The sequence below is a fragment of the Agrobacterium larrymoorei genome (genome assembly GCF_037722385.1).
Classification (GTDB): Bacteria; Pseudomonadota; Alphaproteobacteria; order Rhizobiales; family Rhizobiaceae; genus Agrobacterium; species Agrobacterium larrymoorei_C.
Genome location: NZ_JBBKAQ010000016.1, coordinates 293,264 through 309,964, shown reverse-complemented (window position 1 = coordinate 309,964; position 16,701 = coordinate 293,264). Strand labels below are relative to the sequence as shown.

At 56.9% G+C, this 16,701-nt stretch carries 15 protein-coding genes; 2 read left to right on the top strand and 13 right to left on the bottom strand.

The window, feature by feature from the left end:
* Positions 1 to 191: 191 nt before the first annotated feature.
* Complete coding sequence (locus WKI41_RS15670; RefSeq protein WP_340194414.1) at positions 192 to 1,349, top strand: PA0069 family radical SAM protein; 1,158 nt, start codon at positions 192 to 194, stop codon at positions 1,347 to 1,349.
* Between the two features lie 287 nt (positions 1,350 to 1,636).
* Positions 1,637 to 2,311 carry a ribonuclease HII gene (locus WKI41_RS15665; protein ID WP_340194413.1) on the top strand — a complete coding sequence of 225 codons (675 nt, stop codon included), beginning with the start codon at positions 1,637 to 1,639 and terminating at the stop codon, positions 2,309 to 2,311.
* A gap of 41 nt (positions 2,312 to 2,352) precedes the next feature.
* Here WKI41_RS15665 and WKI41_RS15660 read toward each other — a convergent pair whose 3' ends face one another.
* The 13 genes from WKI41_RS15660 to WKI41_RS15600 all read right to left on the bottom strand — a co-directional run bounded on the left by WKI41_RS15660 (position 2,353) and on the right by WKI41_RS15600 (position 16,697).
* Positions 2,353 to 4,182, bottom strand: a complete 1,830-nt coding sequence (locus tag WKI41_RS15660; RefSeq protein ID WP_340194412.1) for a HAMP domain-containing methyl-accepting chemotaxis protein — start codon at positions 4,180 to 4,182, stop codon at positions 2,353 to 2,355.
* Positions 4,183 to 4,865: 683 nt separating this feature from the next.
* Positions 4,866 to 5,351 carry a F0F1 ATP synthase subunit B gene (locus WKI41_RS15655; protein WP_340194411.1) on the bottom strand — a complete coding sequence of 162 codons (486 nt, stop codon included), beginning with the start codon at positions 5,349 to 5,351 and terminating at the stop codon, positions 4,866 to 4,868.
* Between the two features lies 1 nt (position 5,352).
* Entirely contained in the window at positions 5,353 to 5,991 is a 639-nt protein-coding gene (locus tag WKI41_RS15650; protein ID WP_340194410.1) for a F0F1 ATP synthase subunit B, read from the bottom strand.
* Between the two features lie 79 nt (positions 5,992 to 6,070).
* Positions 6,071 to 6,298 (bottom strand): F0F1 ATP synthase subunit C, encoded by a 228-nt coding sequence (locus WKI41_RS15645; RefSeq protein WP_027673924.1) that lies wholly within the window; start codon positions 6,296 to 6,298, stop codon positions 6,071 to 6,073.
* A 70-nt stretch (positions 6,299 to 6,368) separates the two neighbouring features.
* Complete coding sequence (locus WKI41_RS15640) at positions 6,369 to 7,118, bottom strand: F0F1 ATP synthase subunit A (protein ID WP_340194409.1); 750 nt, start codon at positions 7,116 to 7,118, stop codon at positions 6,369 to 6,371.
* A gap of 70 nt (positions 7,119 to 7,188) precedes the next feature.
* Entirely contained in the window at positions 7,189 to 7,554 is a 366-nt protein-coding gene (locus tag WKI41_RS15635; protein ID WP_340194463.1) for an AtpZ/AtpI family protein, read from the bottom strand.
* Between the two features lie 302 nt (positions 7,555 to 7,856).
* Positions 7,857 to 9,032 carry a cell wall hydrolase gene (locus tag WKI41_RS15630; protein ID WP_340194408.1) on the bottom strand — a complete coding sequence of 392 codons (1,176 nt, stop codon included), beginning with the start codon at positions 9,030 to 9,032 and terminating at the stop codon, positions 7,857 to 7,859.
* A 172-nt stretch (positions 9,033 to 9,204) separates the two neighbouring features.
* Complete coding sequence (locus WKI41_RS15625) at positions 9,205 to 11,097, bottom strand: potassium transporter Kup (protein WP_425341049.1); 1,893 nt, start codon at positions 11,095 to 11,097, stop codon at positions 9,205 to 9,207.
* A 39-nt stretch (positions 11,098 to 11,136) separates the two neighbouring features.
* Complete coding sequence (gene corA / locus WKI41_RS15620; RefSeq protein WP_340194407.1) at positions 11,137 to 12,114, bottom strand: magnesium/cobalt transporter CorA; 978 nt, start codon at positions 12,112 to 12,114, stop codon at positions 11,137 to 11,139.
* A 327-nt stretch (positions 12,115 to 12,441) separates the two neighbouring features.
* Positions 12,442 to 13,572 (bottom strand): Mrp/NBP35 family ATP-binding protein, encoded by a 1,131-nt coding sequence (locus tag WKI41_RS15615; protein ID WP_340194406.1) that lies wholly within the window; start codon positions 13,570 to 13,572, stop codon positions 12,442 to 12,444.
* 132 nt (positions 13,573 to 13,704) lie between these two features.
* Positions 13,705 to 14,928 carry a CmpA/NrtA family ABC transporter substrate-binding protein gene (locus tag WKI41_RS15610; RefSeq protein ID WP_340194405.1) on the bottom strand — a complete coding sequence of 408 codons (1,224 nt, stop codon included), beginning with the start codon at positions 14,926 to 14,928 and terminating at the stop codon, positions 13,705 to 13,707.
* Positions 14,929 to 15,003: 75 nt separating this feature from the next.
* Positions 15,004 to 15,744 carry a helix-turn-helix transcriptional regulator gene (locus tag WKI41_RS15605; protein ID WP_340194404.1) on the bottom strand — a complete coding sequence of 247 codons (741 nt, stop codon included), beginning with the start codon at positions 15,742 to 15,744 and terminating at the stop codon, positions 15,004 to 15,006.
* Positions 15,745 to 15,902: 158 nt separating this feature from the next.
* Entirely contained in the window at positions 15,903 to 16,697 is a 795-nt protein-coding gene (locus tag WKI41_RS15600) for an IclR family transcriptional regulator (protein WP_340194403.1), read from the bottom strand.
* Between the last annotated feature and the right edge of the window lie 4 nt (positions 16,698 to 16,701).

Here is a 16,701-nt window from a genome sequence, read left to right as displayed (position 1 = left end):
TCTTTCTTCTAACGCATGTCGTTGTTGCAAAACCGCCGTAGACGTCGCGCGGCATGCTTGGTCAGCAAAGCCCGCTTTCGGGAACCACACATCGCGGCAGCGCGTCTCCATTTTTGTTCTTGTATTGTTCTCCTGTTTGGATTAGATATCTCTTATCCAATTTGCCGGCGATGGCCGGCCAGGAGCATCAGATGAGACACCAAGTGCTTTCGGGGCAGGCTGCCTATCAGCCGGGCCATACGCCGGATATTGCCAATGCTCTGGCAGATGAGTCTGGTCTGCGGATCGAGATCGATCGTCGTCGCGGCAGAGGTGCGGGCATCAATCCTGGTGGTCGTTTTGAAACCCTGCAACATGAAGCGTTTAACGATGGCTGGGATATCATCGAGGACCTGCCCGAGTTCAAAACGGATGTGCAGGTGGAAAAGCCGCGCAGCATCATCACCCGCAACGAATCCCCCGATATTCCCTTCGACCGCTCGATCAACCCCTATCGCGGTTGCGAGCATGGCTGCATCTATTGCTTTGCCCGGCCCACGCACAGCTATATGGGACTGTCGGCAGGCCTTGATTTTGAAGCCAAGCTCTTCGCCAAACCGGACGCAGCCAAACTTCTGGAGCGGGAGCTTTCAAAGCCCGGCTATAAAGCGCGCGTCATTGCCATTGGGACCAACACCGATCCTTACCAGCCGATCGAAAAGGAATGGCGCATCATGCGCCAGGTCCTCGAGGTGCTGGCCCAGGCGGAACACCCGGTCGCGATCGTTACCAAGTCCTCGCTGATCACGCGGGATATCGATATTCTAGCGCCCATGGCAAAGAAGGGTCTCGTCAAGGTCGGCATCTCGGTGACGACGCTTGATCGCAAACTGGCCCGCAGCATGGAGCCACGCGCTTCGACACCGTCCAGGCGCCTGGAAGCAATCAAGACGCTGACGGAGGCGGGCATACCTGTGGCTGTGATGATGGCTCCCGTCATCCCAGCATTGAACGATCACGAGATCGAGCGCGTGTTGGAGGCTGGCAAAGCCGCTGGGGCCACTGAAGCCTCCTATGTGCTGCTTCGGCTACCTCTTGAGGTTAGTCCGCTCTTTCGCGACTGGTTGCTCCGCAATTACCCCGATCGCTACCGCCATGTGATGTCGCTGGTGCGCTCGATGCGCGACGGCAAGGATTACGATGCGGAGTTTGGCAAGCGCATGAAGGGTGCTGGACCTTATGCCTGGCAGATCAGCCGCCGCTTTGAGATGGCCACCAAAAGGCTCGGTCTCATTCGAAGAGGCATTCAGCTGCGCGATGATCTCTTTGCGCCACCCGGCGGTGCTGGCGTGCAACTCTCCTTGCTTTGAGGGTGGAGCATCGCGCCCATGCCAAACTTGCTCCACCAAACCGGTTTTCGACGTGTCTGCATGTAGCCGCGCCGAAGCCAATTTTTGAAGAAATGTTCGGTGCGCGTCCCTGACGTACCGGCATTGCCCCCGGTTCCGCCGCCTTGCGTGCGATTATCGTTTCCCGCCGCCCTATAGGGAAACAACCTTGGCCTCTTGCGCCACGGACGACAACCACGCCCTACGGGTTGTCTATCGCCGCACCGGGGGCTTGCGGGAGATCGGGTGTCTGTGCAAGTTTCCGCCGCATGAAGCGACGCACAGCATCCGATTCTCCTGCCCTGTTCGATCTTGCTCCGGCAAGCCCGGACTTCAGCATGGAGCTTGAGGCACGCCAGCGCGGGCTATGGCCTGTTGCCGGCACGGACGAGGCTGGCCGCGGACCTTTGGCTGGTCCGGTCGTCGCCGCCGCCGTCATTCTCGATCCCGACAATATCCCCGACGGTCTCGATGACTCCAAGAAGCTGACCAAGGCCAAACGGGAAGCACTGTTCACGAAGATCGTGGAGACATCGATCGTGTCCGTGGCGTCATCCGGTCCTGTACTGATCGACCGAATCAATATCCTGCGCGCCAGTCTCGATGCCATGCGCCGCGCCGTACTCGGACTTGAACTCGCACCTCGACTGGTGCTGGCCGATGGGCGCGACCAGCCGCCCGGCATGTCTTGTGAGGCCAGGGCTGTGATCAAGGGGGATGCGCGATCGGTGTCGATTGCAGCTGCCTCGATCATCGCCAAGGTCACGAGAGATCGAATGATGGAGCGCGCCGGAACCGTCCACAGTGCTTATGGCTTCGAGCACCATGCCGGTTACGGGACGCCCGTACATCTTCGCGCCATCGAAGCGCATGGCGCTTGCTCGCTTCATCGAATGAGTTTTCGCCCGCTCCGGCAGGACGTTGCCGAAGCGGATGTGGCTTAGCGTTGGAGCGTCCTTCGGGACAGATGTAGGGCGCCCATACTTCACCCTGCCATACGCATATGGTCGTCGCGACCTGCGCCACGCTGCCCCTGCTCGGCTAGCTTGAATTGCTCCAGCAGCGCACGCAGCCGGTCGCTTTCCGACGCCAGCGCAGAGGTAGCGGTGGTTGTCTCCTCCACCAGTGCCGCGTTCTGCTGGGTCGTCTGGTCCATCTGGTTGACAGCCGTATTGACTTCCGAAAGGCCGGTTGCCTGTTCCTGAGACGAGGTGGCAATGGCGCCCATGTGAACATTGACGGCTTCGACATGATGGCTGATCGTCTTGAGCGCCTCGCCGGTCTGCTGAACCAGCTTCACACCGTTCTCTACTTCGTGCGACGATTTGCCAATCAGCTCCTTGATCTCCTTGGCAGCCTGAGCGGAGCGCTGTGCGAGTTCCCGCACCTCCTGGGCGACGACAGCAAAACCCTTGCCCGCTTCGCCAGCGCGCGCTGCTTCAACACCGGCATTCAGGGCCAACAGATTGGTCTGGAAGGCGATCTCATCGATAACGACGATAATATTGGAGATCTGGCCCGAGGACTGTTCAATACGCTGCATGGCGTCGACGGCTGCTGCAACGACGTTGCCTGAGACCTTGGCCGCCTGATTGGCTTCGCTGGCAGCGCCCGTCGCCTCCTGAGCGCGCTTGGTGGAGTTGGCCACGTTAACGGTGATTTCATCAAGCGCCGCGGCTGTCTCTTCCAGGGTTGCCGCTTGCTGCTCGGTACGGCGAGACAGGTCCGCCGAACCTTCGGCAATTTCCCGCGTCCCGCTGTTCATCGTTTCGATCGCTCTCGAAATTTCCATGAGCGTGTTGCCGAGCTGGTGAATGGAGTGGTTGAAATCAGTTCTGAGTGGTTCGAAGTCTGGGGCAAAGCTCTCGTTTAGACGGAACGCCAAGTCACCAGAGGCAAGCCGACGAAGCCCCGCTGCAAGGCCGGATGTTGCCACACGCAACCGTTCCTCGGCGTCAGCTTCGGCCTTTCGCTGCGCTTCGAGCCGTTCTGCTTCGGCGCGTTTGCGGTTCTCGTCCGCTTCGCCCTCAAGCCGCCGGTTTTCGATCGCGCTCTGACGGAAGATCTCAACAGCATCCGCCATCGAGCCGATCTCATCCTTGCGGCGACGGCCAGGGATATCGATTTGCGTATCGCCCGAAGACAATCGACGCATCACCGCCGTCATCTGCACCAGCGGTCTTGCAATATAACGATTGCCGAAGACTGCGGCGCCAAGACCAATCGTCAGCGCAACGCCCAGCGCGATATAGTTAAGCGTTATGGCGCCACCGGCCGTCGCGACAGTGACATCGCCTTCATTGCGCACATCCATCTCGATGTCGTCAACTGCTTCCTGAAGTGTCACCTTTGCCTGGTTGTAGGCGTTCAGCGCGCCACCGGCGAACAACCACCTCGCCTCGTCCATCTTGTTTGAATCGACGAGCGCCTGCACTTGGTCCCACTTGCTTTGGGCAGCTGCCCAGCGCGCGTTGAAGCTCTCGAAGTGCTGCTTGTCCGCATCGTCTACGAGGTATTCGCGATATTCCTTCAGCTTCTCGGTGAGTGCAGTGTCAGCCTTGGAAAGTTCTGCCTTGAAATCGGCACGTGCGTCTGGATCCGCTATGACAATAGCGGCCTGGGCGTTTCTGATGGTGCCGATGTCAGCATTGATCGCGCCAATCACGATGAAACCAGGAACGCGCTCGCGAACGATGACGTCTATTCCATCTTCGATTTGAGCCATGGATATAATCGAGGAGATGCCTTGTACGCCCGCAACAAGGATCATAACCCCGGACAGCGCAGCCAGTACTTTGCCAATCGATAGTTTCATAGCATCTTCCTCAAATAACTATCCGGATATAGTCATGGACGTATTCTTCTTTGTTCGAAGCTCGCCACAATTCATTTCAGCGGAGTCGGCCGCTTCAGTCGCTAGGACCGCTAGAACACTTTAGACCAAAGATTATCAAATAAGGTTTAGATTTAATTAAGCTACATCTTATGATGGTGTGCCATCATAGCTATTACGCGGCAGATCAACTTGATCTCTTGTACCTTCCTCACAAGATCGTTCACTTAGCCGTAAGTTCCCTATGAGAAAGCCCCTAAATAAGGTGAGCATTGGCTGGATACTTCTACATCAATGCATTACCACTCGCATGGGTCCAGTCGGGCCTATGCATTGGAAACTAACGAACGTCTGCGCGAGGTTCTCGATACGCCTTGGCCCGCGCACTCGCGAATAGTTGCCTTACCTCGTCTTGAGCCAAGCATTTTACGTAACGGCGGCATCCGGAGGTGAGAGGCGGCGGCTTGGCCGCGGCAATCGAGCGCATAACGGCAAAAACCCTCCCGGTGGTTGACCGGAAGGGTTTCAAATTTTCGATGGGACCAGATACTGCAGCGTGTTGCGATCTTTCAGATTCGCTCCTTACGCTTTAGCTCTTTCTTCCGCCGCATGTCGCTATCGCAAAACCGCTGCACACTTTTGCTTGGACCAAGCTTTAGGCGGGCTTAGTTCAGCCGCGACTTGACTTCACCCACAGCAGACTGGAACAGCTTGCCCTTGGCAGCAGCCGTCGTCTTTTCGGCAATCAGCTTTTCCGACGCTGCAATGGCAATGTCGACTGCGGCGGAGCGAACGGCACCGATGGCGTCTGTTTCAGCCTGCTTGATCTTCTGCTCGGAAAGCGCTGTACGGCGAGCGACAAACTCTTCCGTCTTCGCCTTCGCTTCTGCGGTAAGCGCTGCAGCTTCGCGTTCAGCCGCTGCAACGATGTTGGCTGCATCCGCTTCCGCTTCCTTGCGCTTACGCTGATATTCAGCCAGCAGATGCTGAGCCTCTTCGCGCAGGCGCTTGGCTTCCGCCAGTTCCTCGGTGATGTTCTTGGCGCGCTCGTCGAGCGAGCCAGCCAACATGCCAGGAACCTTGAGATAAGCAATTAACACGAAGAAAAGGATGAGACCGACTAGTGCGTAGAATGTTGCATCAAACGCCATCTCAAGCCCCCTTCACGTCAGATACTGCGGCGACTGCTGCCTTGGCATCAGTGTCCTTGACCTTCGTGCCAATCAGCTGATCGACGACGGCAGTCGCGGTTTCTTCGGCAATCGTGCCGACATCGGCCAGAGCCTGCTGTTTGATCGACGCAATACGCGCTTCAGCAGCCGCTAGCTTTTCAGCCAGTTCCGCTTCGACTGCGGCGCGATCCGCATCAGCCTTCGCCTTTGCAGCGTCGCGAGCGGCGGATGCGATGGATCCAGCCTTGGCGCGTGCTGCGGCAAGTTCTTTTTCATAGGTTTCAATCGCGGCGTCAGCCTCGGACTTCAGCCGTGAGGCTTCATCGAGATCCTGAGCGATACGGCCATGACGATCCTCAAGGATGCCGCCAACGCGGGGCACGATGACTTTCTTCATGAGCACGTAGAAAAGGCCGAACGAGATCGCCAGCCACAGAAGCTGCGATGCGTAGGTAGACGAATCGAATGGCGGAAATACGCCGGATCCGTGACCAGCGTCATGCGCCACTCCGGTTTCCGTATGCGTTGCTTCCGGGGCCGTCTGGCCGACAGCGGGTGTTTCCGTCGTCGTTCCGGTTGACGGCGCTGCTGACTGGGCAAGAGCCTCGGTCACGAACATGCTCACCTCCAGGGGTACTGCAAATGCGAAGGATCACGGCACGCCGTTTGCGAGCCGTGATCCAAACCTGATGCCGCTATTAGACAGCGAACAGGAGAAGGAGAGCAACGAGCAGCGAGAAGATGCCCAGAGCTTCCGTAACGGCGAAGCCGAATACCAGACGGCCGAACTGGCTGTCAGCGGCAGACGGGTTGCGCAGTGCGCCGGAGAGGAAGTCGCCGAAAATGCGACCGAGAGCGAGGGACGTACCAGCCATGCCGAGGCATGCGAGACCTGCGCCGATGTACTTTGCTGCTTCCGCTTCCATATTAAGCTCCTTGAAATGGTTGTTGCGGCTGTTTTTTGACACCCGGTTCCGGGGCCAGCGACTTTACTTCTCAGTGGCCACCATGCACGGCGTCGTTCAGGTACATGCACGTCAGTACCGCGAAGACATATGCCTGCAGGAAGGCTACGAGAAATTCGAGAGCGGTCATGGCGACCGTCATGAGAAGAGGCAGGATCGCTCCGCCGACACCGATCGCGCCAAGCGCGCTCATGGAAGCGACGAACCCTGCGAAAACCTTCAGCGTGATGTGACCGGCCAGCATGTTCGCGAAGAGACGAACGGAGAGGCTGATCGGACGCGAAAGGAAGGAGATCACCTCAATGGCCGAAACCAGAGGCAGGAGGACAGCAGGAACACCCGTCGGCGCAAAAATGCCGAGGAAGTGGAGACCATGCTTGTAGAAACCGTAGACGACGACCGTTCCGATGACGAGGCACGACAGAGCGAACGTGACGATGATCTGGCTCGTGACCGTAAAGAAGTACGGGAACATGCCGAGAAGGTTAGCCGTCAGAACGAACATGAAGAGAGAGAAAACGAAGGGGAAGAAGACCATTCCCTTCTTGCCCGCACCTTCACGCAGCATCGATGCGATGAATTCGTAGGACATTTCTGCAACGGACTGCATGCGACCTGGGATAAGACCGCGGTTCGACGTTGCAAAATAGAGGAAGCCGGACGCCGCAGCGACGGTAGCAACCATGAAAAGCGACGCATTGGTGAACGAAAAATCGACGCCACCGATGTTGATCGGGATGATCGGCTGCACCAAGAACTGATGGGTCGGATCGTTTGCCACCGGCTGCCCTCTTTACCTGTTGCCGCAAAACGCGGCACCTCGCATCTACATTTCATGGAAAGAACGGCGTTCAGCCGTTTTTCTCCCCACCCTGATCTTTCCCCAGCCCGTCCTCAAGAAGCGGCGGCTTGGCCACTACCCCTGCGGACCGCAGAACATTCAATACGCCCGCGCAGAAACCGAGAAGAAGAAGAACGATCATCCCCCACGGCGACGTGCCAGCAAAATGGTCCAGAAGATAACCCAGCATCGCCCCGACGATTACCGCTGAGATGAATTCAGAAGAAAGCTTGATCGCGAGTGCAAAGCCCTTCCGGCTCTCCTGCGCGTTCTGCTCCGTCCGCCTCTCCGCCTCGTCCTCCGCATGAACCTTGGCCAATCCCTCGGCAAGGCGCTTGCGGCGCTCATCCAGACTATCGTTACGGTTGCCGGTCATTTTCAAATCCTGCCCTTTATCTCCGTTCCAGCGATGCCAGAACCCTTTGGAGTTGTAAACGGCAGGGCTTTTAGCCTGTTCCAGCCCGCTCTGAAGTCGCGCGCAACATAGTTTTAGGGACTTCTCTAGTCAAGGCACCGTCGGCGCTTGTTTCCGCACAAATTTACCGAGCTAAATCATATGCTTAACCGGTAACCGTGGAATCTTGGCGGCGTTTGGCGATGGAATCGGCATTTTTGACACGGGTTTTGCAGGAAATTCCGCGTGATCGCGGGAGCGCGTCCTTGTTAAACGGTAACGCTTTAACTCCAGCCGCCGCCGTAGGTACGGTAGAAGACGTGCAACCCGATCCTGCCGACCTTCTTCATGGATTTACCCCAAGCGGGACGAACATAGACGGCGTGATAATGGGTTGCAGAGCCGACTTCGCTTAGCCAGATCTTACCGGCCGTCGTTGCCATCGCGACTTCGCGGGCCATCTTCCAGTGCCGCTCTGAATTGACACGGTCCTTGATGTTGTCGCAGGCAAACGAGAACTGGCAGCGGTTACGCCAATCCTTGTTCTGATAGACCACGCCACAGATCGTTTTTGGATAGGCGGGGTTGCGAACGCGGTTGAGAATGACTTGTGCGACAGCCGCCTGGCCTTTGATCGACTCTCCGCGTGCTTCGAAATATATGCCGGATGCCAGGCACTGCTGCTCGGCCGCCGAAAAGGCTTCCGCAGGCAACGGTGTTGCAGCCCAGGCGTGATCATCCGGAGAGATCGGCGGGATGAAGCGACCCGTATCGGGCTTCTTCAGGATGGCGTCGAAGGGTGACTCACGGGCAAAGTCGGGCTCAGGCGGCGCGTAGGCGGTGGCCAAAATATCCGGAGTGCGGTTGGTAACGAGATCTGCCAGCATCGGCGGTAGTGTTTTGTCGGCTTTCTGCTCGTCGCGGCGGAAATAGAAGGAGGCCAGTTCGATCTCCTTGCTTTTCTTCGGCTTGACGAAGGCGGTGCGATCTTTACGCTTCAGCGGTTCGATATCGATCATGCTGGTGCGCTGGAGGACCGAGCCTGCGGTAAAGGCTTTCGGCGGTTGCATCACTTCGGTCGCCATCACCCTGCCCTTCTTGGCGGCGCGATTGACGCGCTCGCTGTCGGGGGTCGTCTCATGGCCACCCTTTTTGGTGACGAAGGCAACCTTGCGGCCATTGGGAAGCGTCATCCCGGCGCCGGTTATCGCTGCAGTATCGCTTGCATCGTTAAAAGCCAGCGACGCGCTGTGGACGGAGCCTGCCGGAGAATTGGTCAGCACCATGCGCCATTGTTCACCGCCGGCATCGAGACCGGCAAGAAGCGAAGCGAGATCGGCACGCGCTGCAAGGGAGGGAAAGGCAAGCCAGGCCACGAGGCCAAAAACAAAAGGTGAGGTCCACTTCTCATAGGCGATGAGGGGACCGCGACGCGATACTCTTCTTGAACGCAAAACCATGACTCCGGACACACGCAAACTTGCTACACAGCCGGATAATCTCTCATTAACCTTGATGCTTGGTTAACGAAGCGTCCCTGAAAGGCCGCTCACATTAATGTGTGACCAGATACTAAAACGCGCCGCTCTCCAACGGGATAGCGACGCGCTCAGCAGCTTTTGGACCGATGGCTCAGATGACCACGTGCGAGCCGAGTTCGACGACGCGGTTTGTCGGCAAGCGGAAGTAGTCGGATGGATCAGCGGCGTTTTCCGCCAGGGCGATGAACAACCGGTTCTGCCAGCCGGGCATGGCCGACTTCGAATCCGGGACCAGTTTCCGACGTCCTAGATAGAAGGACGTCGACATGATGTCGAACTTGTAACCCGTACGCCGCAGATAGCCGAGCGCCTGGGTCACGTTTTGGGTTTCCATGAAACCGAAATGTAGTTCCACAACGACGAAACGCTCGCTGACCTTGGTCATGGTGTAGCGCTTGTCAGGATGCACACGCGGCGTATCTTCGGTGCGGATCGTCAGGATGACATTCTTATCGTGCAGAACGTGGTTATGCTTAAGATTGTGCAGCAACGCGGCCGGTGCCGTCTCGGGATCGCCGGTCAGAAAGATCGCCGTGCCGGGAATGCGAACGGGCGCATGGGCACTTTCTTTCTCCACGGATGCAACAAAAGCCTTTAGCGGCACGTCGGTTCTGCGGGTCTTGGCAAAAAGGATTTTGGAGCCGCGCTGCCAAGTCATCATGATGACGGTGAAGGCAATCGCCAGCAGGACCGGCACATATCCGCCGTCATGGATCTTCAGCAAGTTGGCGCCGAGGAAGATCAGCTCAAGCGTGATGAAGGGAAGAACGACCATCAGTGTCAGCGGCAACGACCACTTCCATTGGCTGCGCGCGAACTGGAAGAACAACAGGCTGGTGACGACCATCGCGCCGGTCACGGAGATACCATAGGCGGTGGCCAGCGCATCGGAGCTCTTGAAGGTGAGAACCAGCGCCACAACACCGAAGAGCAGCACCGTGTTGACCGACGGTAGATAAATTTGTCCGGTGTTGGTTTCAGACGTGAAGAGAATTTCCATACGCGGCAGATAGCCGAGGTTGATCGCCTGGCGCACCATCGAGAAGGCGCCCGTGATCACCGCCTGGCTGGCGATGATCGTGGCAGCCGTCGCAAGGATAACCGCCGGCAGCAACGCCCATTGCGGGAACATCAGATAGAAGGGGTTGGACATGGTCGACTGGTCCTTCAGAACCAGTGCGCCTTGGCCGAGATAATTGAGGGTAAGTGCGGGAAACACCAGCGCGAACCAAGCCCATTGAATGGGCTTGCGTCCAAAATGACCCAGATCTGCATAAAGCGCTTCGGCACCAGTGATCGTCAGGAACACTGCACCCAGCACGACGAGGCCGTAAAAGCCCTCATTCATCAAAAACTCGACGGCATGGATCGGATTGAAGGAGTAGAGGATCCTGAAGTCGTCTGAGATGTGCAGGAGCCCGACAAGGCCCATCACGATGAACCAGACGGCGGTGATTGGACCAAAAAACTTGGCGACGATCTCCGTGCCATGCGACTGGATGGCAAAGAGACCGACCAGGATGACAAGCGAGATCGGAATGATGAATTCATCCATTTCCGGCGTCACGAGTTTCAAGCCTTCCACGGCGGACAGAACCGAAAGCGCCGGCGTAATCATCGCGTCGCCCAGGAAGAGAGCCGCACCAATCAGGCCGAGCATGATGAGAAAATTGCGGCGTGCGCCAGCCCTCTTCATCAGCAGTGCGAGAAGAGAGAGTGTGCCGCCTTCGCCATCATTGTCGGCGCGCAGCAGGAAACAGATGTATTTGATCGTGACGATGATCGTCAGGGACCAGATCATCAACGAGATAAGGCCGATGACTTCGGCTTCTGTAAGCCCATCCTGCGAGATGGGCTTCAGCGCTTCTCTAAACGCATAGAGTGGGCTCGTGCCGATATCGCCGTAGACGACGCCGATCGAGCCAAGCATGGCTGCAAACAGCCCCTGGTGGTGGCGTTCTTCCACTTCAGGCTTGTCGAGCATGTCTTTTTCAAACGCATTAGGCATATGAATCCTGACCCTTTAGAGCCAGCCCTTCCAGCGAAAAACGATAAACGGGATGATCGCCGATATCAGCATGACGAAGATTGCAAGTGGATAGCCATAGGACCACTGCAATTCCGGCATGTGCGCAAAGTTCATTCCGTAGATGGAGGCCACCAATGTCGGCGGCAGAAAGACCACAGATGCGATGGAGAAAATCTTGATGATCGCGTTCTGCTCGACATTGATGATGCCAAGCGAGGCATCCAGCAAAAAGGTCAGGTTGCCGGAAATGTAGGACACGTGCTCGGACAAAGAATGGATGTCTCGCGCAATCGAGGCTCCCATTTCCTTTGCATCCTTGTCTTCCTGGACAAGCGCCGTGGCCTGCAGGAAGGATTGAACGCGCGCGAGCGACGTCAGGCTGTCACGCACCTTGGAAACAAGACGGTGAAAGGAGGCAATCTCGGCAATCTTGTCTTCGAGATAACGCGGCGCCTTGCGCTTGCTACGCGCCTCGCCGCCGAAGATACCTTTCGCTACATGGTCGATCCCGACCACGGTGTTTTCGATGATTTCGGCCGTGCGGTCGACGATGGTCTCGAGCAGCTTCAAAAGAAGCGCGGCGCCACTACGGATTTCATGCGGCGTGCGCGTGATAGCTGCGATGAAGAGATTGAACGATTTAGGCTCCGCATAGCGGATCGTTACCAGCCGACTGCCGACAAGGATGAAAGCGACGTCGGTCAATTGCGGATCGGACGAATCTGCCTTCCAGACAAGCGATGCCGTCATGAAGACATTATTGTCTTCCGTATAGAGACGACTCGAGGGCTCGATGTCTTTCAGATCCTCACGCGTGGGAAGCTCAGTGCCGAGAAGGGCCTCGATACGTTTTTCCTCGTCGCGGTGGGGATTGATGAGATCGATCCAGACGATGTCGTCCGATAAATGCGTGAGCTCCCCGTCAGCAGACAGGCTGATCGCCTCGCAATTCGAGCGATAGGCTTTTATCAATCAGTTTCTCCGGTCCGCGGCGCCGACTGTCATCGGCTGGTCGATCTAACACATCATGCGTAGCGTTCGCAAACGCACGAGCAAGACTGCGGTTCAAACGGCGCCGGGCTATGCTCCCAACAAAGTAAAGAATCAAGCGGTATTTTCGTCTAAGGGTTTAGGCCACGCAGCCCCTAAACTGATGACACCTAAGAAAAAGGTATGAAATACAAGCGACTGCGAGCTTTCTTGCCCGTTTGAAATCTTGCCGGTCTGCTTCGAATGCTCGATAGATATGCAGTCAACGCATCGATCTTGGCAGATTTTCCGTAAGTTTTTCAAAGTCTTCTATTCAAATACGATCTTAGGTGCCGTGCGGCTGTTACCCCTTCCAATCGCCGTCCGCACCTTTTGTGCAATCTCCTGATAGGATTGCGCCTGTGGTCCATTCGGCTCAGCGACGACGATCGGCGTCCCGGCATCAGACGTTTCACGGATCGACATGGTCAACGGTACAGCTCCCAGGAAAGGTACGCCAATACGAGCAGCCTCGGCCTGTGCGCCACCATGTCCAAAAATATCATAGCGCGTGCCGGTATCCGGTGCGATGAAGTAGCTCATATTTTCGATGATGCCGAGAAGCGGCACCTCGACCTTGCGGAACATGGTGATGCCTTTGCGCGCATCGATCAGCGCCAGATCCTGCGGCGTGGAAACGATCACTGCGCCTGCGAGCGGAACCTGTTGGGCTATGGTCAACTGCACGTCGCCGGTTCCGGGCGGCATGTCAAGAACAAGGACGTCCAGCTCGCCCCAGACGACTTCGCGCAGCATCTGCATCAGTGCCGATTGCACCATGGGACCACGCCAGATCATGGCCGCTTCCTCATCCACCAGGAAACCCATGGACATGACCTTCAGGCCATAATTTTCCATTGGCATGATGGTGCGGCCTTCGCCCTGTTTGGGTCGGCCCGAAATGCCGAGGAGCCGTGGAACGGAGGGGCCATAAATATCGGCGTCGAGAACACCGACACGTAGGCCCAGCGACTGCAAACCCAAGGCGAGGTTGACGGCTGTGGTGGATTTCCCGACTCCACCCTTACCGGATGCGACGGCAATGATTGAGCCGATGCCTGGAACGCCCGCCTTTGTCTGCTGCTGTGGCGCAGGTCGTGGCGCTGCTGGCGGAGCCTTGGACGCCGCGGCATGGGAACTGCCGCCCGGCCTGCTATTGGCCGTCAGAGCGACCACGGCTGCCGTGACGCCGGGAACGCCAAGCGTTGCCTTCTCGGCCGCAAGCCGCAGAGGCTCCAACTCGTTGGCACGTTCCGCAGGCACTGTGAGGGAGAAGTAGGCTTTTGAATCGCTTAGCAAAATCTCCGAGACCATGCCGAGCGCGACAATGCTCTTGTCGCTGCCTGGATAGATCACCCGCTCGAGAACCTGTTCGATCTGTCTTTTATCTGCCTGTGACATGCCCAACCCCATCCGCTTCAGCAAGGGTTAGATAGGAGAGCCCGCGCCATTCGCCAATATCAGAGCGTCGGGTTTAACAGAGAAACGTTGCGCCGTGCAAATTGACAGGCATGGGAAAGAGCCTGGTTGCTGTCAGCTGTCGTGACTGGGAGCGAAGCTCTCCGGATCGAAGACCTCTCCATCGAAAAACGTATCCGGGCCAAGAAGAATAGGCGCGCGATCGGCCCCGACATAGACACGTTTGTTGAGCGTTCCTTCAAGCTTCATGTTCGCCGCCGGAACTGGCGCGAAGATCGGCCGCACAGCCTTGCGAAAAATGTCTGGCCGAAAGACTTCAGCCGCAGCCTCTCGAACGCTTTCAACGGCAGCGACCTGAGGCGGGCATTCGTTCCAGCGGATCATCTGGTTGAAGAACCAGAGAGCCTGACTTTGCCATGGAAAGTTTGCGGCATTTGCACTTACGCAAAGGAAGTCCTGGCACTCCAGCAATCGGGCTGGTGAGTGCGGTATGAAGCCTGACAGCGAAGCCAGAACGTGCTCAATCTCACAAGCAAGGTAGGTTGGGGAGGCCAAGAGGTCGGCCAGCTCTTCGCGGTTTGCAGCAGAGGCGCACCATTCCCCTGCCCTGTAAAAGGCCCGCAGGATCGCGTGCAGCGTCTGCTCATTTGTTTCCGCCCACGCCGTCGAAACGGCAAGCCCCTTTTCAGGCCCGTTTTGCCAGATGTGGGATTTCGTCGTGACGATCCGACCTTCCCCTTTCATCGCCACAGAACTTCCATAGGGCTCCCCCACATAGAAACCGTCAATGCTGCCATCTTGCAGCAGAGCGGGCATATCTGCGGGTGACGCTTCCAGGATCGTCACATCATCTTTGCCAATCAGACGGGTGCTGGCGATGAGATAAAGAAGTTCGTAAGTAGAGGTCGAAGACGAGTGTTCCGTGGCGAAGTTCAGTTGCGGCAGATCCGCTTTTTGACGCGCCATGGCAACACGCGAGAGCGCCCGGGCAACCGAGCCCGGATCCGGGATCTTCATACCCTGCTCGACCAGATCATCATACAGGAGAGAGCTGACCACGAGCGTGGAACCGCCAGTGGCGACAATGAAGGGAACGATAAGATCGACTTCTGTCTCAGCTGTGGGCAGAGAGAGAGCAACGGGCAACGATGCAGATAGGTGTGCGCCATCAAGATCATGAGTCGACCATGCGTTTAAAATATCGCTTGGCCCATTCAGTTTGATCAATTCAAGGAAGACGCCTTCGTCGGCGGCAAAACCTTTTTCAAACGCTGCGACGAGAACAGCGCAGTCTACGGTAGGAGAAAACGCTGCCCTGAAGCGCCGTGTTCCTGCCAAATCACTCTCCTCTTTGCCGAGAGATGTAGGATCACCCACGCCGCGGCGGATAACAACAGGAAAAAGAGAATACCTCTATTTTATCAGGCCCACGCGCAGCGCCTTGGCCACGGCTTGAGTTCGGTTGACAGTGTCGAGCTTTTTTGTCGCGCGATTGAGGTAATGATTGACGGTATGCTCGGAAAGCGTGAGAATTTCGGCGATTTCGGCACTGGTCTTTCCGGCGGCGGTCCAGTTGAGGCAGTCGATCTCGCGATCGGTCAATGCTTCGCTGATTCGTGAATCCAGACTGCGCACATGGGCGAGATGACCGTAAATGTGGGCAGCCAGGTAAAAAATCTCCGCGATCTCCGAGGGGGCGAAGGATGACCTGCTCCCGGAGAGCGATACCGCGCCGCGCATGCCCGTCATATCCTGGACGGGACACCAGACGGAATTCACCATGTTGAAGCGGGCAAACAGGTCCTTGAACTTGTCCGCGACGGCTGGACGCAAACCATGGCCGATGAAGTCCTGATTGACCACGAACGGTGCGCTCGCCTTCTTCAAGGCGCTGTAGACGTTGCTGTCGACGAGAAGTCCGTCGTTGTCATATTGCTGAAGAAGATCTGCCGGCCAACTGGTGATGACGGTACATTGCGACAGCGTCAGCGACATCTGCATTGGCAGGTTCATCACCATGAACGCCTTCATGCCCCAGCTTTCCGTCACGCGCTTCATGAAACGGAAGACGTCGTACTGACTTTCCAGGCTCACCAATTCAGAGACACTATCCGCCCCCATAGGAGAATTTTTTTCTGGTTCGGCGACCGGCATTCGCAAGATCTTTATAAAGAACTAAATTAATAGGAAGCCAAGAATGGGAAGATGATTGCTATAATTAGCAAAATACAAGTCCAACGCAAATGAAAGTTGGTACAGGTTCATACATGACTTGAACTAGGTTGTAAGACGCCACAGAAATGCGCAAATTTTTACCTCGGCGCAAGCCGAAGTGCTGCATCGTCCGAAATACGCCTGGCAATCGCGATAATCAGTGGAGCCCAGGCTTCCAGTGTCTCCCGCGTCAATCTGTACGCAGGACCGGTCACAGAGATCGCGGCATAGAGCCCCGACCTGTTCGTTTCAATTGGCACCGCGATGCACTGGATGCCTTGCTCATGCTCTTCAAGATCGAAGCCATAGCCACGCTCACGTATTGCGTGGATGTTCTCCAGCAGCGCCGACACGCTCGTGATCGTGTTTGGCGTGAAGGACTTCAGCGACAGGCTCTCGACAATTTCGAGCAATTCATCCTGCGCAAACAGCGAAAGAGCCGCCTTGCCGACGCCGGTGCAATAGAGCGGCGAGGTGCGCCCGATCTGCGAATACATCCGCACGGCATGTTTGCCGTCGATTTTATCGAGATAGATGATCTCCGAGCCGCGGACCACGCCAAGATGCACGGATTCGCCTGTCTGATCATGCAGATCACGCAGGTGAGGTGCTGCCACCGAGCGCAGATCGCTTCCGCTCCAGGCTTTGGCCGCGAATTTGAGCAGCCTTATCCCGGCGCTATACGACTGATCGCTGTTCTGCTCGAGGAGCCCTTCTTCAACCAGGTGGAACAATTGCCTGTGCAAGGTGCCGCGTGGCCGCCCCGTTTTTTTGAGGATTTCGGTGAAGCGCGGCGGTTGAGGCGCCATCACCACCATTTCAAGCAAGGAGATGGCTTTGCCGAGGGTACCAGTCGAGTTGTCTTTGCTTCCATTGTCACGAGACGCTGGCATCGTG